General features: G+C 62.9%; 19 protein-coding genes, 2 tRNA genes and 1 pseudogene. 7 read left to right on the top strand and 15 right to left on the bottom strand.

Features of this window, described 5'->3' with window-relative positions; genetic code table 11:
• Positions 1-4 precede the first annotated feature (4 nt).
• From N430_RS16425 to dapA, 5 genes are all read right to left on the bottom strand, one after another.
• Positions 5-94: transfer RNA gene (locus N430_RS16425), tRNA-Ser, on the bottom strand.
• 91 nt (positions 95-185) lie between these two features.
• Positions 186-896 carry a phosphoribosylaminoimidazolesuccinocarboxamide synthase gene (gene purC, locus N430_RS16420; protein ID WP_011535129.1) on the bottom strand — a complete coding sequence of 237 codons (711 nt, stop codon included), beginning with the start codon at positions 894-896 and terminating at the stop codon, positions 186-188.
• Positions 897-925: 29 nt separating this feature from the next.
• Positions 926-1,684, bottom strand: a complete 759-nt coding sequence (locus N430_RS16415; protein ID WP_103446262.1) for an MBL fold metallo-hydrolase — start codon at positions 1,682-1,684, stop codon at positions 926-928.
• Entirely contained in the window at positions 1,685-2,803 is a 1,119-nt protein-coding gene (bamC, locus tag N430_RS16410) for an outer membrane protein assembly factor BamC (RefSeq protein WP_110637173.1), read from the bottom strand.
• A 15-nt stretch (positions 2,804-2,818) separates the two neighbouring features.
• Positions 2,819-3,706: a 4-hydroxy-tetrahydrodipicolinate synthase gene (gene dapA / locus N430_RS16405; protein ID WP_110637175.1), complete on the bottom strand. Its 888-nt coding sequence runs from the start codon at positions 3,704-3,706 to the stop codon at positions 2,819-2,821.
• 260 nt (positions 3,707-3,966) lie between these two features.
• Between dapA and N430_RS16400 the strand changes: the two genes are divergently transcribed.
• Positions 3,967-4,527 carry a glycine cleavage system protein R gene (locus N430_RS16400; protein ID WP_013973793.1) on the top strand — a complete coding sequence of 187 codons (561 nt, stop codon included), beginning with the start codon at positions 3,967-3,969 and terminating at the stop codon, positions 4,525-4,527.
• A gap of 11 nt (positions 4,528-4,538) precedes the next feature.
• Positions 4,539-5,012 carry a peroxiredoxin gene (locus N430_RS16395; RefSeq protein ID WP_110637178.1) on the top strand — a complete coding sequence of 158 codons (474 nt, stop codon included), beginning with the start codon at positions 4,539-4,541 and terminating at the stop codon, positions 5,010-5,012.
• 119 nt (positions 5,013-5,131) lie between these two features.
• On the opposite strand, the gene N430_RS16390 is transcribed toward N430_RS16395, so the two are convergent.
• Both N430_RS16390 and N430_RS16385 read right to left on the bottom strand, forming a co-directional pair.
• Entirely contained in the window at positions 5,132-6,202 is a 1,071-nt protein-coding gene (locus N430_RS16390) for an AI-2E family transporter (RefSeq protein WP_110637180.1), read from the bottom strand.
• A 19-nt stretch (positions 6,203-6,221) separates the two neighbouring features.
• Positions 6,222-6,461 (bottom strand): sulfurtransferase TusA family protein, encoded by a 240-nt coding sequence (locus tag N430_RS16385; protein WP_110637182.1) that lies wholly within the window; start codon positions 6,459-6,461, stop codon positions 6,222-6,224.
• A 118-nt stretch (positions 6,462-6,579) separates the two neighbouring features.
• Here N430_RS16385 and N430_RS16380 point away from each other — a divergent pair, with 118 nt between their 5' ends.
• Complete coding sequence (locus N430_RS16380; protein ID WP_110637184.1) at positions 6,580-8,016, top strand: M48 family metalloprotease; 1,437 nt, start codon at positions 6,580-6,582, stop codon at positions 8,014-8,016.
• A gap of 123 nt (positions 8,017-8,139) precedes the next feature.
• Here N430_RS16380 and nadA read toward each other — a convergent pair whose 3' ends face one another.
• Both nadA and N430_RS16370 read right to left on the bottom strand, forming a co-directional pair.
• Complete coding sequence (gene nadA / locus N430_RS16375; RefSeq protein ID WP_016711984.1) at positions 8,140-9,198, bottom strand: quinolinate synthase NadA; 1,059 nt, start codon at positions 9,196-9,198, stop codon at positions 8,140-8,142.
• A gap of 216 nt (positions 9,199-9,414) precedes the next feature.
• Complete coding sequence (locus N430_RS16370) at positions 9,415-10,923, bottom strand: YdgA family protein (RefSeq protein ID WP_110637186.1); 1,509 nt, start codon at positions 10,921-10,923, stop codon at positions 9,415-9,417.
• 467 nt (positions 10,924-11,390) lie between these two features.
• Here N430_RS16370 and N430_RS16365 point away from each other — a divergent pair, with 467 nt between their 5' ends.
• From N430_RS16365 to N430_RS16355, 4 genes and pseudogenes are all read left to right on the top strand, one after another.
• Positions 11,391-12,743: an APC family permease gene (locus tag N430_RS16365; protein ID WP_110637188.1), complete on the top strand. Its 1,353-nt coding sequence runs from the start codon at positions 11,391-11,393 to the stop codon at positions 12,741-12,743.
• A 66-nt stretch (positions 12,744-12,809) separates the two neighbouring features.
• Positions 12,810-14,018, top strand: a pseudogene (locus tag N430_RS29995) (HAMP domain-containing protein); the annotation flags it as partial.
• 102 nt (positions 14,019-14,120) lie between these two features.
• Entirely contained in the window at positions 14,121-14,876 is a 756-nt protein-coding gene (locus tag N430_RS29990) for a methyl-accepting chemotaxis protein (protein ID WP_371922779.1), read from the top strand.
• Positions 14,877-15,019: 143 nt separating this feature from the next.
• The gene (locus tag N430_RS16355; protein ID WP_110637192.1) at positions 15,020-15,979 is read left to right on the top strand and encodes a cation diffusion facilitator family transporter; all 960 of its coding nucleotides are present in this window, start codon (positions 15,020-15,022) and stop codon (positions 15,977-15,979) included.
• 91 nt (positions 15,980-16,070) lie between these two features.
• Here the strand turns inward: N430_RS16355 and N430_RS16350 are convergent.
• From N430_RS16350 to tolB, 6 genes are all read right to left on the bottom strand, one after another.
• Positions 16,071-16,146 (bottom strand) — tRNA-Lys (locus N430_RS16350).
• 61 nt (positions 16,147-16,207) lie between these two features.
• The gene (gene queC, locus N430_RS16345; RefSeq protein ID WP_110637194.1) at positions 16,208-16,882 is read right to left on the bottom strand and encodes a 7-cyano-7-deazaguanine synthase QueC; all 675 of its coding nucleotides are present in this window, start codon (positions 16,880-16,882) and stop codon (positions 16,208-16,210) included.
• Between the two features lie 16 nt (positions 16,883-16,898).
• Entirely contained in the window at positions 16,899-17,546 is a 648-nt protein-coding gene (gene queE, locus N430_RS16340; protein ID WP_079229347.1) for a 7-carboxy-7-deazaguanine synthase QueE, read from the bottom strand.
• 159 nt (positions 17,547-17,705) lie between these two features.
• Entirely contained in the window at positions 17,706-18,521 is an 816-nt protein-coding gene (ybgF, locus tag N430_RS16335; protein ID WP_110637196.1) for a tol-pal system protein YbgF, read from the bottom strand.
• Positions 18,522-18,527: 6 nt separating this feature from the next.
• A complete protein-coding gene (pal, locus tag N430_RS16330) occupies positions 18,528-19,025 on the bottom strand; it encodes a peptidoglycan-associated lipoprotein Pal (protein ID WP_023381906.1) in 498 nt (165 codons plus the stop codon).
• A gap of 55 nt (positions 19,026-19,080) precedes the next feature.
• On the bottom strand, positions 19,081-20,361 hold the full coding sequence (gene tolB, locus N430_RS16325; RefSeq protein ID WP_152955760.1) for a Tol-Pal system beta propeller repeat protein TolB: 1,281 nt from the start codon (positions 20,359-20,361) through the stop codon (positions 19,081-19,083).
• Positions 20,362-20,374: the final 13 nt, after the last annotated feature.

Below are 20,374 nucleotides of genomic sequence, written 5' to 3'. Positions count from 1 at the left end.
TGTATGGCGGAGAGATAGGGATTTGAACCCTAGGTACTGTTGCCAGTACAACGGATTTCGAATCCGTCCCGTTCGACCACTCCGGCATCTCTCCAATGCCGCGCATCATACCAGCGTTTTCTTGAAACGCAAATCTTTTTTCAAAAAAAATCGCGTGGTATCAGACGCTTGCGTGAACGTGCGGCTTACAGCGGCACGCCCAGGCGCTTGGCAACTTCTTCGTAGGCTTCGATCACGTCGCCCAGACCCTGGCGGAAGCGGTCCTTGTCCATCTTCTTGCGGGTTTCTTTGTCCCACAGGCGGCAGCCATCCGGGCTGAACTCGTCACCCAGGACGATCTGGCCGTGGAACACACCGAACTCCAGCTTGAAGTCGACCAGCAGCAGGCCGGCGTCATCGAACAGCTTGCTCAGCACTTCGTTGACCTTCAGCGACAGCTTCTTCATCTCGACCAGCTGCTCGGCGGTGCCCCAGCCGAACGCGACAACGTGGGATTCGTTGATGAACGGGTCACCCTTCTCGTCGTTCTTCAGGAACAGCTCGAAGGTGGACGGCTCCAGCTTGATGCCCTCCTCCACGCCCAGGCGCTTGACCAGGCTGCCGGCGGCGTAGTTGCGCACCACGCACTCGACCGGAATCATGTCCAGCTTCTTCACCAGGCACTCGTTGTCGCCCAGCAGCTTGTCGAACTGGGTCGGCACGCCGGCTTCTTCGAGCTTCTGCATGATGAAGGCGTTGAACTTGTTGTTCACCATGCCTTTGCGGTCGAGCTGTTCGATGCGCTTGCCGTCGAACGCCGAAGTGTCGTTACGGAACAGCAGGATCAAGCGGTCGGCGTCGTCGGTCTTGTAAACCGATTTGGCCTTGCCGCGGTAGAGTTCGTCGCGTTTTTCCATGATTGGGCTCCGCTTGCTGAGGTGTTGGGCTAGGCGATTTCGCGCCAGTCGAGCCCGTGTTCCTGATTCGCCACCTGGAGCCAGTCCGGGTCGCACCCAAGGGTGTCGACGAAGCACTGGCGGGCCAAGTGTGGCAGGTTGTTCTTGCTACTGAGGTGGGCCAGCACCAGGTGCTGCAGGTTGTTCCAGCCCAACTCTTGCACCAGGCGCGCGGCCTGGTGGTTGTTCAAATGTCCTTGCATGCCACCCACCCGCTGCTTGAGGAAAGCCGGGTAGTGGCCGCGTGCGAGCAAGTCGCGGCAGTGGTTGGCTTCGATCAGCAGTGCATCCAGGCCCTGGTAGCGCTCGAGCAGCAGCGCATCGTACGAACCCAGGTCGGTGAGCATGCCGAAACGCCGCTTGCCGTCGCTGAACACGTACTGCAGCGGCTCGTAGGCGTCGTGTTCGACCCGCGCCGCGCTCACTTCCAGGCCACCGATCTGCAGCCGCTCGCCACAAGCGAGAAAACCGGCCACCTCCACCGGCTTGCGCATGCCGCGCAATGTGCCTTGGCTGAGGTAGACCGGTACATTGTAGCGCCGTGACAGCAACCCCACCCCATGCACGTGGTCGGCATGTTCGTGGGTGACCAGCACGGCGCTCAGTTGTGCCGCCGACACCCCGAGCAGCGCCAGGCGCCGCTCGGTCTCACGCAGGGAAAAACCGCAATCGACCAGGATGAACGTGTCACCACTGGCGATCAGCGTGCCATTTCCCTGGCTGCCGCTTCCGAGTACCGCGAAGCGCACTTAGCCCAGGTGGTCCTGAATGGCGCTCAGCACGCGGCGGGCGACATCGGCCGGGGCCACGGTGTTGATGTTCTTCTCGACGGTAACCTGCACGCTCTCACCGACCTTGCTCAGGCGCACCTGATAACGCTCGGCGCGGGCCTCACGCTCTTCCTTGGTCGGTGCGCTGCCGAACATGCGGCTGAAGAAGCCAGGCTCGTTCTGCTTGTCTTCAGGCTTTTCCGACAGGTTGATGTAGTACAGGCCCAGGCTGCGGTTGATGTCCTCGACACGCCACTGGCCGCTCTGCTCCAGCGCACGGCCCACGCCGGACCAGGCACGGTCCAGGTCCGAACCGAGGAACAGCACCGGGTTGCCACTGCCGTCTTCGCTCAGGCTGACACGGCTCGGGGCATCGAAGTCGCGCGCAGCCAACAGCGATACCGAACCGCCCTTCTCGGCGCTGCGGCTCATGCTGGCCAGCATTTCGTCGACCAGCAGCGCGTCGGCGCCGGTGTTGGCCGAAGTGGACGGGAACGCGGTGTCGGCGGTGCTGCCGGCCGGGCGTTCGACGCTGACGATGTACACCTCGGAGGTGTTGCGCTGCACGCCAGGCTCGATGCGCACACGGACACGCACTTCGCTGTCGCCACTGCTGGCGGTGCTCGACAGACGCTGGCCGAGCGATGCCGACAGTTCGTCGAAGCGCTGCCAGGTGGTGTTGAATTCACCGGTCTGCGGGCGTTCTTCAGCGATGCGGAAGCCATTGTCCTCGAAGAACTGGTGCGCCACCGGCCACACTTCGGCCGGCGAGTGCTGGGCCAGGACCCAGCGGCTGCTGCCGCTGCGCTGCAGGGTGTAGTCGCTGGCTTCGGCGCCAGCGGTCAGCGGTTGCGGACGCGGCACTTCGAACTCGCCAGTGGCGCGATCGTCGGCAACGTTGCGCGGGATCGGCAGCAACGGGTCAAGGCGCTTGACGTTGCCGGCGTCCGGCGGCAGTTGCATCGGCGCAGTCGGGTGCGCCTGCAGGTAATCGCTGCCGCGGTCGCGGAAATAGCCATCCTCGCCCCACAGCCAGCCACACCCACTGGTGCTGGAAATAATCAGGGCGAGCGCGGAAAGACCAGCCAGTCGCTTCATGCGGTGTACTTCCTCTTAAACCAGTACGCCGGACTGGCGCAAGGCAGTACGGACTTTTTCGTGGCAACCTTCGCTCAGCCAGGTCAGTGGCAGGCGAATGCCTTTGTGCATCAGGCCCATTTCCACCAGCGCCCACTTCACAGGGATCGGGTTGGCTTCGCAGAACAGGTCTTTGTGCAGCGGCATCAGTTTTTCGTTGATTGCGCGGGCCTTCTCGGCATTGCCCTCAAGGGCGGCCTCGCACAGGTCGGCCATTTCGCGCGGGGCGACGTTGGCGGTGACGGAGATGTTGCCCTTGCCGCCCATCAGGATCAGCTCGACTGCAGTCGGGTCATCACCGGACATGACGATGAAGTCCTTGTCGACGCCATCGAGGATGGCCTTGGCGCGAGCCAGGTCGCCGGTGGCTTCCTTGATTCCGATGATGTTCTTGACCTTCGACAGGCGGATCACGGTGTCGGCCTGCATGTCGCAGGAGGTACGGCCAGGCACGTTGTAGAGGATCTGCGGAATGTCGACGGCTTCGGCAATATGCTTGAAGTGCTGGTACAGGCCTTCCTGGGTCGGCTTGTTGTAGTACGGCACGACCAGCAGGCAGGCGTCGGCGCCAGCATTCTTGGCGTTCTGGGTCAGGTGCACGGCTTCGGTGGTGGAGTTCGCACCGGTGCCGGCGATCACCGGGATCGGCTTGTTGCTGCGCTTGACGCGCTCGACCACGTGCTTGATGACCAGGATGTGTTCTTCGACATCCAGCGTGGCCGACTCACCGGTGGTGCCGACAGCGACGATCGCGTGGGTGCCGTTTTCCAGGTGGAAGTCTACAAGTTTGTCGAGGCTGACCCAGTCCAGACGCCCTTGTGCATCCATGGGTGTGACCAACGCCACCATACTGCCCGCAATCATGTAACTGCTCCTGCCGGAAAAAGAGAGCGGTAATGGTACTGGGGGCATCGGCCTTGCACAAGCGAAGCAGGCGGGCGGAGCATTCCCCTCGGCGCCTTATTTCGCTACCCTTGATCCTTTGATCGGTGCAGCGCGGCCCGCCGGGCCGTCGACCCTGCTCCCCGGCCAGCGTCCACGTCCTCGCATGCGAGCCCCGGGCCCTGCCGACAGGAGGCTTTCGCCCGTCCTGCACCGACCGCTCATCGCTTTAGGAATGCTGCATGTCCACCCCCACCGTCCGCGAACAATTCCTTGTCATCAGCGCCCTGGGCCCAAACCCCATGGAGCTGGCCAACGTCCTCAGCCGCGCCGCATTCGAAAACCGCTGCGCGGTGGTCACCTCGCGCCTGAGCCGCCACGGCGAGACCAGCGCCCTGGTGCTGCAGGTAGGCGGCAGCTGGGACGCCCTGGCGCGCCTCGAAGCCATGCTGCCGGGCCTGGGCAAAAAACACGGCCTGACCCTCGACGTGGTGCGCAGCGCCGACCAGGAAGTGCGCCCGCAGGCCCTGCCCTACGTGGCCTACGTCAGCGCCGCCTATCGTCCGGACATCATCAACGAACTGTGCCAATTCTTCCTCGACCACCGCGTCGAGCTCGAAGCCATGACCTGCGACACCTACCTGGCGCCGCAGACCGGCAGCAGCATGCTCAACGCCCAGTTCACCGTGATCCTGCCGGCCGGCACGCAGATCAGCTGGCTGCGCGACCAGTTCCTGGACTTCGCCGATGCCCTGAACCTCGATGCGCTGATCGAGCCGTGGCGTCCACAGAACCCCATGTAAGGAAATCGACCATGGCAGTAGCACTCGACCAACCCGTCGCCGACTTCCAGGCCCAGGCCACCAGCGGCCAGACCGTCAGCCTGGCCGAACTCAAGGGCCAGCAGGTGGTGGTGTACTTCTACCCGAAGGACAGCACCCCGGGCTGCACCACCGAAGGCCAGGGTTTCCGCGACCAGCATGACGCCTTTGCCGCCGCCAACACCGTGGTGTTCGGCGTGTCGCGCGACGGCATCAAGTCGCACGAGAATTTCAAGGCCAAGCAAGGCTTCCCGTTCGAGCTGATCAGCGACAAGGACGAGGCCCTGTGCCAGCTGTTCGATGTGATCAAGCTGAAGAAGCTGTATGGCAAGGAATACATGGGCGTCGACCGCAGCACCTTCCTGATCGACAAGGACGGTGTGCTGCGCCAGGAATGGCGTGGGGTGAAGGTGCCCGGGCATGTGGATGCCGTGTTGGCGGCTGCGCAGGCCTTGAATAAAGGCTGAGATTGATAGGGGCTGCTTTGCAGCCCTTTCGCGACACAAGGCCGCTCCTACAGGAGATCACGTTCCTCTGTAGGAGCGGCCTTGTGTCGCGAAAGGGCCGCAAAGCGGCCCCAGCTGCATCAGAGCATCGGTGAGACGCTGGCTTCCTGCCTGGGCCAGGCATCCAGCACGGCCTTGATCAAGGTCGCCAGCGGGATCGCAAAGAAGATTCCCCAGAACCCCCAAAGCCCGCCAAACAGCAACACTGCGCAGATGATCGCCACCGGGTGCAGGCTCACCGCCTCGGAGAACAGCAGCGGCACCAGCACGTTGCCATCCAGCCCCTGGATGATCGCGTATACCGTCATCAGGTAGATGAACTGGTCGCCCCAGCCCCACTGGAACAGCGCGATCAGCGTTACCGGCACGGTCACCACCACCGCGCCAACATAAGGCACCACCACCGACAACCCCACCAGCAGCGCCAGCAACGCGGCGTAATTGAGACCCAGGCTGATGAATGCGATATAGGTGGCAATCCCGCAGATCAGGATCTCGATGCCCTTGCCGCGAATGTAATTGGCGATCTGCCGGTTCATCTCGCTACCCACGCGGTTCAGCAAGGTCCGCTGACGCGGCAGGTAACTGCTGACCCAGCGCCCGATCAGCACGCGGTCCTTGAGGAAGAAGAACACCAGGATCGGCACCAGCACCAGGTAGATCATCGCGTTGACCAGCAGTGGCAGGCTCGACAGCGAGAAGGTCAGCGCCCATTGGCCGAACTTGCCGATTTCGCCGCGCACCGACTCGATCGCATGCAACACCTGCTCATCCGACACCAGATGCGGATAACGCTCCGGCAGCAGCAGCAACAGTGACTGCCATTTGCCAAGCATTCCCGGCAGTTCGTTGAACAGCGTGATCAGCTGGTGCCAGAGCAGCGGCACCAGCACCAGCATGAACACCGCCAGTGCGCCCATGAACAGCGCGAACACCAACATCACCGCCAGCCGGGTCGGCACGCGCACGCGCTCCAGGGCGTTGACCAGGCCCTGCATCAGGAACGCCAGGACCATGCCCGCCAGCACGGGTGCGAGCATGCCGCCGAGGGTGAGCACTGCGGTAAACGCGAGAAACAGCAAGACCGCCAGCACCACTGCTTCCTCATCGGAGAAGTAGCGCTCTATCCAGTCGCGAAGCACTTTGAACATTGACGATCCTTGGGTTGGCTCAGGCCTTGCGGAGCCAGTAGGTGTAGGTACCGGCCTCGGCCGTTTCTTGCAGCAGGGTATGACCGGAAAGCTGGGCGAAAGTGCGGAAGTCGCGCTGGGAACCGGCATCGGTGGCAATGACTTTCAGGATCGCCCCGCTGGCCAGGCGGTTGAGTTCCATCTTCGCCTTGAGCAGCGGCAGCGGGCAGTTCAGCCCGCTGGCGTCGAGTTCGGCGTCGCAGGTCAGGGTGTCACTCATCGGGCGCGTCTCCAGAGCCGGGCAGATAGTCTTGGGAAAAGCTCGGTAGCATACCGCCACTGGTCGGCTCCGCGCGACCCGGCTACAGTAAGGCTTTTTCATCGACGCGAGCTTCTGCATGAATCTACTGCGCCCCACCCTGCTGGCGCTGGCCTGCCTGATGGCCCTTCCCGGCCACGCCGACGACCTGCCGTCACTGGGCGACGCCAGTTCCGCGATCGTTTCACCCAAGCAGGAGCATGACCTCGGCCGCGCCTGGCTGAGCCTGCTGCGTGGCCAGGTCAACCAGCTCAATGACCCGCAGTTGAAGGACTACGTCGAAACCACCGTGTACCGGCTGGCCGAAACCAGCCAGCTGCAGGACCGGCGCCTGGAATTCATCCTCATCGACAGCCGCGAGCTCAACGCCTTTGCAGCGCCTGGCGGCATTGTCGGCGTCAACGGCGGCCTGTTCCTCAATGCCCAGACCGAAGGCGAATACGCCTCGGTGCTGGCGCACGAACTCGCACACTTGTCGCAACGCCACTTCGCCCGCGGCGTCGAGGCCCAGCAGCGCATGCAGCTGCCGATGATGGCCGCGCTGCTGGCCGGCATCGTGCTGGCGGCAGGCGGCGCTGGCGATGCCGGCATCGGCATGATCGCCGGCACCCAGGCGGCAGCGATCCAGGAGCAACGGCGCTTCTCGCGGCAGAACGAGCAGGAAGCCGACCGCGTCGGCATCCAGAACCTGGAACGGGCCGGCTACGACCCCCGCAACATGCCGACCATGTTCGAGCGCCTGGCGCGCCAGTACCGCTTCGATGCCAAGCCGCCAGAATTCCTGCTGACTCACCCGGTGACCGAGTCGCGTATCGCCGACACCCGCAACCGTGCCGAACAGGCACCCAAGGGTGGCGTCGAGGACAGCCAGCGCTACCAGCTGATCCGCGCCCGCGTGGCACTCACCTACGAGGGCACCCCAGGCCTGGCAGCCAAGCGTTTCCGCGCCCAGCTCGACGAAGACCCGAAACTGGACGCTGCGCGCTATGGCCTGGCCCTGGCGCAGATCAAGGGTGGCCAACTCAACGAAGCGCGGGAAAACCTCAAGCCGCTGCTGGCCAAGGCGCCTAACGACATCACCTACAACCTGGCGCAGATTGACCTGGACATCACCAACAACCGCCTCGCCGACGCCCAGCAGCGCGCCGAGCGCATGCAGGGGCTGTACCCGGGCAACTACCCGCTGAAACAGGTGCGTGCCGACCTGCTGGTCAAGCAGAACAAGCCGGCCGAGGCGGAGAAGGTGCTGGACGACCTGCTCAAGAGCCGGCCGGATGACCCGGACGTCTGGTACGACATGGCGGAAGTGCGCGGGTTGTCGGGCAACACCATCGGCCTGCACCGGGCGCGCGCGGAGTATTTCACCCTGGTGGGGGATTTCGACCAGGCGGTACAGCAACTGGACTACGCCAAGCGTCGTGCGGGCAGCAACTTCCCGCTGGCATCGCAGATCGACCAGCGCCAGCGCGAGATCATGGAGCAGAAGCGCATGGTTCAGGAAATGATGGGCCGCTGATAATTTGGGGGGCGCTTTGCGCCCCTTTCGCGACACAAGGCCGCTCCCACAAGGTCCAGCGCACGCCGAACATGTGGGAGCGGCCTTGTGTCGCGAAAGGGCCGCAAAGCGGCCCCAGCTGCGTCAGGCGTTACCGGAGAGCTTCAGTCGAGCCGCCTGGGTAAAGTCCAGCATGCGGTTCAGCGGCTTGATCGCCTTCGGCACCAGCGCCGGATCAACAAAAATCTCGTCCCCACCGTTACGCAAGCAATGCAGCACCCGCTCCAGGGTATTCATCGCCATCCACGGGCAGTGCGCGCAGCTACGGCACGCCGCGCCGTTACCGGCTGTCGGCGCTTCGACGAACTCCTTGTCCGGGCACAGCTGCTGCATCTTGTAGAAGATGCCGCGGTCGGTGGCGACGATGAAGGTCTTGTTCGGCAGGGTCTGCGCCGCCTTGATCAGCTGACTGGTGGAGCCCACCGCGTCGGCCAGTTCGATCACCGCTTCCGGCGACTCGGGGTGCACCAGGATAGCGGCATCCGGATACAGCGCCTTCATGTCGGCCAACTGGCGCGACTTGAATTCTTCGTGAACGATGCAGGCACCGTCCCACAGCAGCATGTCGGCACCGGTCTGCTTCTGGATATAGCGACCCAGGTGCTGGTCCGGGCCCCAGATGATGGTCTCGCCGTTGTCCATCAGGCTTTCGACGATCTCCAGCGCGCAGCTCGAGGTCACCACCCAGTCGGCCCGCGCCTTCACCGCAGCGGAGGTGTTGGCATAAACCACCACGGTACGCTCAGGGTGCTGGTCGCAGAAGGCCGAGAACTCTTCGACCGGGCAGCCCAGGTCGAGCGAGCAGGTGGCCTCCAGGGTCGGCATCAGCACGCGCTTTTCCGGGGTGAGGATCTTGGCGGTTTCACCCATGAAGCGCACACCGGCGACGATCACCGTCTCGGCCGGGTGGTTCTTGCCGAAACGGGCCATTTCCAGCGAGTCAGACACACAGCCGCCGGTCTCTTCAGCCAGCGCCTGGATGACCGGGTCGCAGTAATAGTGGGCTACCAGCACGGCATTCTGCGCTTTCAGCTCGGCAGCGATGGCCGCACGGTATTCGGCCTCCTGCTCGGCGGTCAGCGGGTTGGGCTGCTTGGCGTCAAGGTGGGCCTGAACCAACAGGCGTTCGGAAATCTGGGTCATGATCGCTGGACCTGCAGGCGCGCGTGCGCGTCAAATCGAGTGTATCACCCGGCCCTGGCAGATCGGCTAGGGGTGCCGGACGGCAGGCGTGCCGCCACGGCCCTCTGCGGGCGCGGATTATTATCGGACGCCGAAGGCTACAGACAATCTGGGGAATTCAAAAGCGGTTTTTGTGATGCCCGTGCTGGCCGCGAAGAGGCCAGCACGGGCATCACATCAGCCCTGTGGCTGCATGGCGGCAAAATGTGCCGCCAGCAGCATGGCGAACTCTTCGACGGTCATCTTCTTGCCGTTGAAGTCGACCATGCCATCGGCATAGTGCAGGCTCGACACCACATCGTTGCCCTGCACGGTGGCCATGCCGCTCTGCACCGCCATCATGCCGACCATCTCCCCAGTCTGGCTCGATTGCGAAGCAATGGCCTGGGCATCGGTCTGCCCTTCCAGCAGCGCCTGCAAGGTCGCCAGGTCGCCGATCATCGGCTTGGACAACGACAGCTTGCTCTTCACCTCGGTGATCAGTTGCTTGCTCAACTGGTCAGGCGGCAGGTCGAACGAGGCCGGGCTGGCGAAGTCCATCGACAGGTCGAAACGGCTCTCGCCATTGGCGGTACGGAACGCCAGGTTCTCGATGGCCAGCTTGGGCTTGGAGGCCAGCAACTGTTGCAGGTCGCCGTGGAAGCGGGCCTTTTCCGCCTCATCCATCTGGATTTCCGGCACCGGCTGCCCGGCAGCCTGAGCCGCTTCGAACTCCGGCAGGTGGGCCTGGTACCACTTCGACAGCGACTGCAAGGCCGGTGCATTGAGCGACTTGACGGTCACACCCATCTGCGCGTTACCGACTGCGCGGCCATCCCAAGTGATGTCCGCAACCCGGTAGTCCACGCGGCCACCCACGGTGTCCGGGCCGTCCAGGGTCTGCAGGAGGTTCTGCTCAAGACCCTTGAGCACCAGCACCTGCTGCTTGTCACCCAAGGTCGCCTTGGCCTCGGCCAGCAGCAGGTCGACGTTGCCGACGTACACGGCGTCATACTTGCTGGCAGCCAGGTTGCCACCAACCTTCAAGCCCGAGAGTTCGAGCGTGGCGGGCGGATGGTCCTCGCCGACCAGCTTCATCACGAAGCGATCCGCGCTGCCATGGAACTTCGACGCCTTGCCTTCCTGATCACCGCTGACCTCCAGCGACATGCCCGAGAAGTCCAGGCTGCTGCCATTGGCCTCGGTGTGCTTGAGCGGTGCCACGGTGATGTTGCTGTCGACATTGCCGGAGAAGCCCAGGCTGGTATGCGCACTGATCGGCGACTGCTCACCTGCCGCAGCGAACCACGGCGCTGTCAGGTCATCCTTCTGCAGGCTGCTGCTGCTCGCGGCCAGCACCGGCACCAGCTTCAGCGCCTTGACCCGCGACCACGGGAACGGGCCATGCTCGATCTGGTCGGTCATGCCGAGGTCGAAGCTGAGCACTTCGCCATGGCCGAGGTTGATGTCCTTGGCCTTGAGCCGATACTGCGCAGTGCTGCTGAAGAAGTGCTGATCGAGGGACACCAGCTCGACAGTCATGCTGCCGCCATAGTTGACCAACGCCTTCTTGAGCTGCTCGTTACTGCGACTGACAGCATTTTCCAGCTCCCCAGGCAGTTGCTTGCCGGTGTACCAGGCGCCAGCGGTGGTCACGACGGCGATGGCGATAGCCAGGCCGGAAAGGATGCCTACTGATTTCTTCATGAATAGAACCGATCGATGTCCATATGGGCGGATTCGCAGCCAGACGGCTGCAAGGGGTGCAAAAGGATATCATCGCCGCGACAGCGTGGTGCCCACGCCAAGGCAGAAAGGCTGGATTTGGAAGAATGTCCGACAATCGTTAATTTTTACGAACATTCAAGTCGATCGAAACCGCAAAAAAGCGCGCAAAAAGCGAACATTTAGGCTTTTTACCCGATAAATATTTCAATTCGGCAACATCTTGTCATGTTTAACTTGACGCCTTCCTACCAATCGTTTTTTATTTTCACCACCTCGCCCAGCGCCCGATCCACGAAGAAGAAAAAGTCGCGCCGTCATGATGCTCGGATGCCCCTGCCCGCACGCTTCAACCTCCTCGCCAAGGCACTGCCAGCCTGACGCCGGCGCCTAGCACGCGCCTATCTCTGCTCCAAACAAAAAGGTGAACAACATGGAGCCACACCAGCATGCAGCATGACCACAACGCCACCGGCAACGGCCAATTCCGTAAATCCCTGAGCCTCTGGCACGTAGTCATCATCGGTCTGGCGTATCTCACGCCCATGACCGTGTTCGACACTTTCGGCATCGTGTCCGGCGTTACCAACGGCCACGTTCCCAGCGCCTACCTGCTGGCCCTGGCCGGCGTTCTGTTCACCGCAGTGAGCTACGGCACACTGGTCCGCCGCTTCCCGCAGTCCGGCTCCGCCTACACCTACACCCAACGCGCCATCAACCCGCACGTGGGCTTCCTGGTCGGCTGGTCTTCGCTGCTGGACTACCTGTTGCTGCCCATGGTCAACGCGCTGCTGGCCAAGCTCTACCTCTCGGCCATGTTCCCCGAGGTGCCGGCGTGGATGTGGGTGGCCGGCTTCGTCACCCTGATCAGCCTGATCAACATGCGCAGCATCAACCTGGTCGCGCATTTCAACCTGCTGTTCGTGGTCGTGCAGCTGATGATCATGTCGGTGTTCATCTACCTCTGCGTTCGCGGCCTGGATCAGGGCGAGGGGCTGGGAACGACCTGGAGCCTGCTGCCGTTCGCCGACTCGCAGACGCAACTCAGCGCCCTGGCTGCCGGCGCAACCATCCTGTGCTTCTCGTTCCTGGGCTTCGACGCCGTCACCTGCCTGTCCGAAGAAACCAAGGACCCGGGCAAGACCATCCCGCGGGCGATTTTCCTCACCGCCCTGATCGGCGGCGTGGTGTTCATCGCCGTGTCGTATTTCATGCAGGCGTACTTCCCGACCAACGCACGCTTCCAGGACCCGGAAGCGGCATTGCCGGAAATCGCCCTGTATGTCGGTGGCAAGCTGTTCCAGTCGATCTTCATCGCCTGCACGGTGATCAATACCATCGCCTCGGGCCTGGCTTCGCAGACCAGCGTGTCGCGCCTGCTGTACGTGATGGGCCGCGACAATGTGATCCCGAGCAGCGTGTTCGCCCGCCTGCACTCGCGCTACAAGACCCCGATCGTGAACATTGCCGTGGTCGGCGTGATCGCCCTCTCGGCCATCTTCTTCGACCTGGTCACCGCCACCTCGATCATCAACTTCGGCGCGCTGGTAGCCTTCAGCTTCGTCAACCTGTCGGTGATCAGCCACTGCTACCTGCGCGAGGGCAATCGCCAGGGACTGGCCAACAAGATGAAGTACCTGGTGCTGCCGACCATCGGCTTCTGCATCATCGCCAAGCTCTGGCTTGACCTCAACGAGCATTCGTTGATCTTCGGCGGCCTCTGGGCACTGGCCGGGCTGCTGCACCTGGCCTGGCTGACCAAGGCCTTCCGGGTTTCGCCACCGAACTTCGTCGCTGATTGACTCCAGCCACCGACAACGCCCGCGCCTGAACGCGGGCGTTGTTGTTGAACGATAAGGAAAGCCCTCATGCTGCTGCGTCGCCTGTCCATCCAGTGGAAGATCACCCTGCTCGCCGGCCTGTGCCTGCTGGCCATCGTCGCCTTGCTGGTCGCCAGCTCACTGACCCAGTCCCGGCGTAGCGCGGTGCTGGTCAACCAGGCCAGCACGGAAATGCTCGAACACAGTGCGCGCCTGCGCCTGCAGGCCCATGCCGAGACCCAGGCGATGCGCATCCAGCGCTACTTCATGGATGCCTACCAGTACGGCAACGGCTTCGCTCGCCTGGTCCAGGTGCTCAAGGCCAGGGGCGGTAGTGACTTGCGCGCCGAGCTGACCCGCCAGGCCCACGCCAGCCTCGCCGGCAACCCGGACGTGATCGGCCTGTACCTGGTGTTCCAGCCCAATGCGCTCGACCACCTGGATAACCAGTTCATCGGCCAGGAGGCCAGCGGCAGCAACGAAAGCGGGCGCTTCTCGCTGTATTGGTCGCAACCTCGCCCAGGCACCCTGGACCTTGAGGCGATGCCCGAATCGATGCTGAACGACAACAGCCCTGGCACCAATGGCCTGGCCAAGAACCGCTGGCTGACCTGCCCGCAGGAAACCGCCAGGGCCTGCGTGCTCGAGCCTTACCTCGACGACGTCAATGGCCATCAGGTACTGATGACCAGCATCGCCCTGCCCCTGCTGGAAAACGGCAAGGTGGTCGGCGTGGTCGGCCTGGACATCGGCCTGGACAACCTCCAGCAACTGAGCCTGGATGGCCGCCAGGAGCTGTTCGACGGCCAGGGCCAGGTCAGCATCGTCAGCGCTGCCGGCCTGCTCGCCGGGCATAGCCGTGACGCCAGCAAGCTGGGCCAGCCGCTGGACAAGGAGGTGGATCAGGGCCTGCTGCGCGTGACACGGCCGTTTGCGCCGATTCCTGATGCCAACCCCTGGCAGGTACAACTGGAACTGCCTGAGGCAGTGTTGCAAGCGCCGGCCCTGGCCCTCAACCAGCGCCTGGACAGCCACAACCAGAGCGCCAACCTGACCAGCCTGCTGATCGGCCTGGGCGCCGCCATCATCGGCCTGCTGCTGGTCTGGCTGACTGCGCGTGGCGTGACCCGGCCGATCCTCGCCGTAGCCGCCCGCCTGGAAGACATCGCCAGCGGCGAAGGTGACCTGACCCGCCGCCTGGACTACGCCCGCCAGGACGAACTGGGCCAGCTGACAGGCTGGTTCAACCGCTTCCTCGACAAGCTGCAACCAGTGATCGCTCAAGTCAAAGGTTCGCTGCTCGAAGCCCGCGGCACCGCCGACCAGTCTGCCGCCATCGCCAGCCAGACCAGCAATGGCATGCAGCAGCAGCAACGGGAAATCGAACAGGTCGCCACCGCCGCCAACGAAATGAGTGCCACCGCCCAGGATGTCGCCCACAACGCCGCCCAGGCGGCCCAGGCTGCACGCGGTGCCGATCAGGCCAGCCGTGAAGGCTTGCAGCTGATCGCCAGCACCCGCCAGACCATCGACCAACTGGCAACCGGCATGGACACCGCCATGGACGAGGCCCGTGCACTTGAGCACCGTAGCGAGCAGATCGGCTCGGTGCTCGAGGTGATCCGCGCGATTGCCGAGCAGACCAACCTGCTGGCCCTTAACGCCGCCATCGAAGCCGCACGCGCAGGCGAAGCCGGGCGTGGTTTTGCCGTGGTTGCCGACGAGGTGCGCAGCCTGGCCCAGCGCACCCAGGTATCGGTGGAAGAGATTCGCCTGGTGATCGAAGGGCTGCAGCAAGGCACCCAGGACGTGGTCGGCGCCATGCATGAAGGCCAGCGCCAGGCCCAGGCCAGCGCCACGCGCATGGAGCAGGCGCTACCGGCGCTGGAGCGTATTGGTGAGGCCGTGGCGGTAATCAGCGACATGAACCTGCAGATTGCTTCGGCAGCCGAGGAACAGAGTGCGGTGGCCGAGGAAGTGAACCGCAACGTGGCCGGGATTCGCGACGTGACCGAGTCGCTGTCGGGCCAGGCCGATGAATCGGCACGCATCAGCCAGGCGCTCAATCGACTGGCCAACCAGCAACAGGCGCTGATGGAGCAGTTTCGCGTCTAGCCTGCAAGGGCCTCTTCGCGGCGGTTCGACGCCTCGACAAGCCCGCTCCCACAGGGCACATCGATACCTGTAGGAGCGGGCTTGACCCGCGAAGAGGCCGGCACAGCCAACACAGCAACATCGTTATTGACCGAGCAAAACACATGCAAACCGCAACCCGTTCTTCTTTCTTCGACATCACCAGCGAACAGGGCCTGTTACGCACCTCGATCGCCGTCACCCTGTTCATCGCCACCATTGGCATCGGCTTCGGCCTGGCCTCCGGCTCGTTCTCGATCGTCTTCGACGGCGTCTATTCGCTGGTCGACGCCAGCATGAGCGGCCTGTCGCTGGTGGTGGTCAAGCTGATCACCTCGCACGCCACCAGCCTGCAACTCTCGCGCAAGCTGCGCGAGCGCTTCACCATGGGCTTCTGGCACCTGGAGCCGATGGTCCTGGCACTCAACGGCATCCTGCTCAGCGGCGTCGCCATCTACGCGCTGATCAACGCTGTCAGCAGCCTGCTGCAGGGCGGACGCCACCTGGAGTTCGGCATCGCCATGGTCTATGCGCTGCTGACCGTAATCGCCTGCGCGACCATCGCCGTGGTCGAGGACCGTGCCAACCGCAAGCTGAAGTCGGACTTCGTGCGCATGGACGTCAAAGGCTGGGTGATGTCGGCCAGCATCACCGCCGCCCTGTTGATCGCGTTCTGCTTCGGCTACGCAGTGCAGGGCACACAGTGGGAGTGGGTATCGCCGTACATCGACCCGGCGGTACTGGCATTGGTGTGCCTGGTGATCATTCCGCTGCCGCTGTCGGTCGTGCGCCAGGCGCTGTCGGAGATCTTCCTGGTGACGCCAGGCGACTTGAAATTGCACGTTGACGAAGTGGCGCGCGAGTTCGTGGCGCGGCACGGCCTGCAGTCGTACAGGGCCTATGTGGCCAAGGTCGGGCGCTCGCGGGAGATCGAACTGTACTTCATCGTGCCGAAGACCATGGCGGCGAAAACCATCGATGAATGGGACGCATGGCGTAATGAGATCGGCGATGCGGTAGGCGGCGAAGGCCCGGATCGCTGGATTACCGTGGTGTTCACCGGTGACCCAGAGTGGGCTGAATAATCAGCAGGGGCGCCCTGCGCCCCGGCAACGGCCAGCCATGAACGACAAAGCCCGCGACCATGACTGGTTGCGGGCTTTGTCTTACTGCATATGGTGGGTCGTGTAGGATTCGAACCTACGACCAATTGGTTAAAAGCCAACTGCTCTACCAACTGAGCTAACGACCCGTTGGATGGCGCGTATAATACTGATTTTTAACGGGAAATCAATACTCGAGCCAACCTTTTGTCAGAAGTAGCGCGTCGGGTCTGCGACACCCGCCGCCTTGAAACCATCAGCACGCAGGCGGCAGCTGTCGCATTTGCCACAGGCCTGGCCTTCATCATTGGCCTGGTAGCAGGAAACCGTCAGGCTGTAGTCCACGCCTCGGGCGATACCTGCCTGCACGATCTGTGCCTTGCTCATGTTCTGCAGTGGCGCCTGGATGCGGAAGCCCTGCCCTTCGACACCCGCCTTGGTGGCCAGGTTGGCCATGCGCTCGAACGCCTCGACGAACTCCGGACGGCAATCCGGGTAGCCGGAATAATCCACCGCATTGACACCGATGAAGATATCACGCGCTTCCAGCACTTCCGCCCAACCCAGGGCCAGCGACAGGAACACGGTGTTGCGGGCCGGCACGTAAGTCACCGGAATGCCCTCGCCCGGGGTCTCTGGCACATCGATACTGCTGTCGGTCAGGGCCGAGCCGCCAATACCATCGAGGTTGAGGCCAATGACCTTGTGCTCGACCACGCCCAGGTCACGGGCGACGCGGGCAGCGGCATTCAGCTCGGCGCGATGGCGCTGGCCATAGTCGAAGCTCATGCTGTAGCAGCTGTAACCTTCGGCCTTGGCCATGGCCACAACCGTGGCCGAATCGAGGCCGCCAGACAGCAGGATTACCGCGCGTTTCTCAGTCATCTCTTTCACTCCTCAATCAACGTCCGGGTTCGTCGTTCCACAGCAGCTTGTGCAGCTGCATCTGGAAGCGTACGGGCAGGTTGTCGGCGACGATCCAGTCGGCCAGGTCAGTAGCGCTCACCTGGTGGTGGCTGGGCGAGAACAGCACTTCGCCCGCACGTTCAGCCAGGTTGTACTGGATCAGCTTGGACACCGCCCAGTCATAGTCCTCGCGGGAACAGATGACGAACTTGACCTGATCGTTGCGGGTCAGCTGCTCGATGTTCTCGTAGCGGTTGCGGTGCGACTCTTCGGACCCTGGGGTCTTGAGGTCGACCACACGGCTGACGCGCACATCGGTGCCCGAGATATCGAGAGCGCCGCTGGTTTCCAGCGAGACCTCGTAGCCGGCATCGCACAGACGCTGCAGCAGTGGCAAGGCGTTCGGCTGGGCCAATGGCTCGCCGCCGGTGACGCAGACGTAACGCGGCTTGAAGCCGGCCACCTGCTCAAGGATCGAATCGAGGGTGCGAATGGTACCGCCGGTGAAGGCGTAGGCACTGTCGCAGTACTGGCAGCGCAGGGGGCAACCGGTCAGGCGCACGAATACCGTGGGCAGCCCAGCCGTTCGTGTTTCACCCTGCAAAGAGTAAAAGACTTCGGTGATGCGTAATGTGTCTTGCATGCTCGCCACGGGCGTGACAGCTAAACAGGCTGTCCGCCTCCGTCAGGCACTGTCGCGGACTCGACATGGCGTTATCCGCTACAGCGTGTTTATAAAAAAAGGGCAGTGATTCTAACGAAAAAACCCGCGGCAGGCGCGGGTTTCTTGCAAAGGTGCAACTTAGAGCTTCTGCAGGTCGCGTTGCGCCAGCTGCGCGGCGGAAGTGCCGGGGTACTGGGTGATGACCTGCTGCAGGATGCCCTTGACCTTGTCTGTGTGGCCCATGCGGCGCTCGACGTCAGCCAGCTTGTACAGCGAATCTGGCACCTTGCTGTGCTTGGGGTACTTCTGACTGACCTGAGCGAAGGCCTGGCTGGCCGCTGGCAGGTCGCCCTTGGCCAGGTTCACCTCACCCAGCCAGTACTGGGCGTTGCCGGCGTACTGGCTGTTCGGGTACTTGCGCAGGAAGGCGTTGAACGCCTGGCTGGCCTTGTCGAAGTCCTTCTGCTTGATCTGGTCGAAAGCGGCGTCGTAGTAGAGCTTTTCTTTCGCCGGATCACCGGGCTCGCTGCTGGCGGCCGGTTGTTGTGCAGCGGCACCAGCGGCGCCTGCTGCTGCACCGGCGGCGGCATTGGATGCACCACCGGTGGAGGAATTGTCGGGGGTCGCGGCAGGCGCGCCACCACTGTTGATGCGACGATCAAGATCCTGGTAACGCTCCAGGTTTTCCTGCTTCATGCGCGACACATCGTTCTGCAGCTCTTCGATGATGCCTTGCTGGCGGGAAAGTTGATCCTGCATCTGTTGCAGCTGCATGAACAGCTGGCCCTGTGCCGAGGCAGGGGTCGAAGCCCCTGCGCCGGCATAGGCGCCGCTCGTGCCATAACCGGAAGGTGGGTAAGCACCCCCGTTGTCATCAACTACAGGAACCGCAGCCCACGCCGAAAGCGGCAGGCTGAGTGCGAGGACGGTTACAGCACGACGGCACATACGCATAAGAACTTACTTACGCAGTTCTACGCGACGGTTCTGAGCCCAGGACTGCTCGTCGTTGCCGGTGGCAACTGGACGCTCTTCGCCGTAGGAGACCAGTTCCAGCTGAGCAGGGGAAACACCCTGCAGAACCAGGTAGCGCTGAACGGCTTTCGCACGACGCTCACCCAGAGCCATGTTGTACTCGCGGGTGCCGCGCTCGTCGGTGTTGCCTTCCAGGACAACGCGGTTGCCGTTGGCTTTCAGGTCCTTGGCGTGAACGTCCAGAGCGCGCATGGCTTCTGGCTTCAGGTCCGAGCTGTCGTATTCGAAGTAGAAGGTGGTGATTGCGCGCAGGGCGGCTTCTTCGCTCAGGGAACCGTCAACAGCGCCAGTGTTGGCACCGTAGCCAGCGTTCGGGTCAACAGCGCCTTCACCAGCGTTGTCACCGCCTTTCGAGGAGCAACCTACAGCTACGGCCATGGCCAGAGCCAGCGCAGCAAATTTACCAAACTTCAGCATTTCCATCGTGAAACTCCTAATGAAACCCCAGTGTGTTAAGCAAAAACGTATTACGCCGCAATCAGTTCAGGTAAGGGGACCAGGACGGTTCTCTGACTTCGCCTTGAGCGGTAGGAAGTGGGAGCCTCACACGGCCGTTAAGCGACACGAGCATCAAGACTCCCCGGCCCTGCTGGCGGGTGGCGTAGATTAGCATGGTGCCGTTAGGCGCAACAGTGGGCGACTCATCAAGACTCGTTTCCGAGAGAATCTTTACACTTCCGCGCTGCAAGTCCTGTGCCGCCACTTTAAAGTTGGTGAAGCCCTGCTGGCGATGGATCATTACCAGGGTCTTTTCGTCCGCCGAGAGTTTCGGGTTGGCGTTGTAGTTACCCACGAACGTCACACGCTCGGCACCACCACCGCTGACCGACTGCTTGTAGATCTGTGGCTTGCCACCACGGTCGGAGGTGAAGTACAGGGTGTTGCCATCCTTGCCCCAGAACGGTTCGGTGTTGATGCCCGGGCCGGCGGTAACGCGGCTGATCTGGCGCGAGGCCACGTTCATCACGTAGATGTCCGGGTTGCCGTCCTTGGACAGCACGAACGCCAGGCGCGAACCATCCGGCGACCAGGCTGGCGCACCGTTCAGGCCTTCGAAGTTGGTCACCTGCTCGCGGCGGCCGGTGTCGATGTTCTGCACGAAGATGCGCGGGCGCTTCTGCTCGAACGAAACGTAGGCGATACGCTTGCCATCCGGCGCAAAGCGTGGCGACAGGATCGGCTCACGCGACTGCAACAGGGTCACTGCACGGGCACCGTCGTAGTCCGAACGCTGCAGGGTGTAGCGAGTATTGTTGGTGGAGAAACGCTCGGCCGTCACGTACAGCATACGGGTAGAGAACGCACCCTTGATGCCGGTGAGCTTCTCGAACGACTGGTCGGCAATGTAGTGCGCCATGTCGCGCAGCTGGTCGGTGCTGCCCGCCACGCTACCGGTCAGCACTTGCTGCTCGGTGGCGACGTTGAACAGCGCGTACTGCACCTGCAAGCGACCGCCCGATGGCACGATGCTGCCAACCATCACGTACTGGGCACCCAGCGCTTTCCAGTCACGGAAGATGACCTCGCTGGCCTGGGTCGGCTGGCTGATCATGTTCTGACGCGGAATCGGCGAGTAGTAGCCCGAGTTGCGCAGGTCGTTGCCGATGATGTCGGCCATGTCTTCTGGCAGCACACTGCCACCCTGCAGACCGAACGGCACTACCGCGATGGGCGTGGCCCGATCGCTGCCGCTGGTGACCAGGATGTTCTTTTCCTCTGCCATGGCCATGCCAGCCACGCAGCAGAGCATGACCAGCATTCCTCGAAGGAGT

This window comes from Pseudomonas sp. CC120222-01a (assembly GCF_003097235.1).
Classification (GTDB): Bacteria; Pseudomonadota; Gammaproteobacteria; order Pseudomonadales; family Pseudomonadaceae; genus Aquipseudomonas.
This window is presented reverse-complemented; position numbering and strand designations above follow the sequence as displayed.

What these genes read in the sequence shown, in the direction of transcription:
- N430_RS16390 (WP_110637180.1), bottom strand. Translation starts at nt 6,202, where the DNA reads ATGTTCAAAGTGCTTCGCGACTGGATAGAGCGCTACTTCTCCGATGAG.
- N430_RS16370 (WP_110637186.1), bottom strand. Translation starts at nt 10,923, where the DNA reads ATGAAGAAATCAGTAGGCATCCTTTCCGGCCTGGCTATCGCCATCGCC.
- tolB (WP_152955760.1), bottom strand. Translation starts at nt 20,361, where the DNA reads ATGCTGGTCATGCTCTGCTGCGTGGCTGGCATGGCCATGGCAGAGGAA.
- queC (WP_110637194.1), bottom strand. Translation starts at nt 16,882, where the DNA reads ATGACTGAGAAACGCGCGGTAATCCTGCTGTCTGGCGGCCTCGATTCG.
- ybgF (WP_110637196.1), bottom strand. Translation starts at nt 18,521, where the DNA reads ATGCGTATGTGCCGTCGTGCTGTAACCGTCCTCGCACTCAGCCTGCCG.
- N430_RS16365 (WP_110637188.1), top strand. Translation starts at nt 11,391, where the DNA reads ATGCAGCATGACCACAACGCCACCGGCAACGGCCAATTCCGTAAATCC.
- queE (WP_079229347.1), bottom strand. Translation starts at nt 17,546, where the DNA reads ATGCAAGACACATTACGCATCACCGAAGTCTTTTACTCTTTGCAGGGT.
- N430_RS16355 (WP_110637192.1), top strand. Translation starts at nt 15,020, where the DNA reads ATGCAAACCGCAACCCGTTCTTCTTTCTTCGACATCACCAGCGAACAG.
- nadA (WP_016711984.1), bottom strand. Translation starts at nt 9,198, where the DNA reads ATGACCCAGATTTCCGAACGCCTGTTGGTTCAGGCCCACCTTGACGCC.
- N430_RS16395 (WP_110637178.1), top strand. Translation starts at nt 4,539, where the DNA reads ATGGCAGTAGCACTCGACCAACCCGTCGCCGACTTCCAGGCCCAGGCC.
- N430_RS16400 (WP_013973793.1), top strand. Translation starts at nt 3,967, where the DNA reads ATGTCCACCCCCACCGTCCGCGAACAATTCCTTGTCATCAGCGCCCTG.
- N430_RS16380 (WP_110637184.1), top strand. Translation starts at nt 6,580, where the DNA reads ATGAATCTACTGCGCCCCACCCTGCTGGCGCTGGCCTGCCTGATGGCC.
- N430_RS29990 (WP_371922779.1), top strand. Translation starts at nt 14,121, where the DNA reads ATGCAGCAGCAGCAACGGGAAATCGAACAGGTCGCCACCGCCGCCAAC.
- bamC (WP_110637173.1), bottom strand. Translation starts at nt 2,803, where the DNA reads ATGAAGCGACTGGCTGGTCTTTCCGCGCTCGCCCTGATTATTTCCAGC.
- N430_RS16385 (WP_110637182.1), bottom strand. Translation starts at nt 6,461, where the DNA reads ATGAGTGACACCCTGACCTGCGACGCCGAACTCGACGCCAGCGGGCTG.
- dapA (WP_110637175.1), bottom strand. Translation starts at nt 3,706, where the DNA reads ATGATTGCGGGCAGTATGGTGGCGTTGGTCACACCCATGGATGCACAA.
- pal (WP_023381906.1), bottom strand. Translation starts at nt 19,025, where the DNA reads ATGGAAATGCTGAAGTTTGGTAAATTTGCTGCGCTGGCTCTGGCCATG.
- purC (WP_011535129.1), bottom strand. Translation starts at nt 896, where the DNA reads ATGGAAAAACGCGACGAACTCTACCGCGGCAAGGCCAAATCGGTTTAC.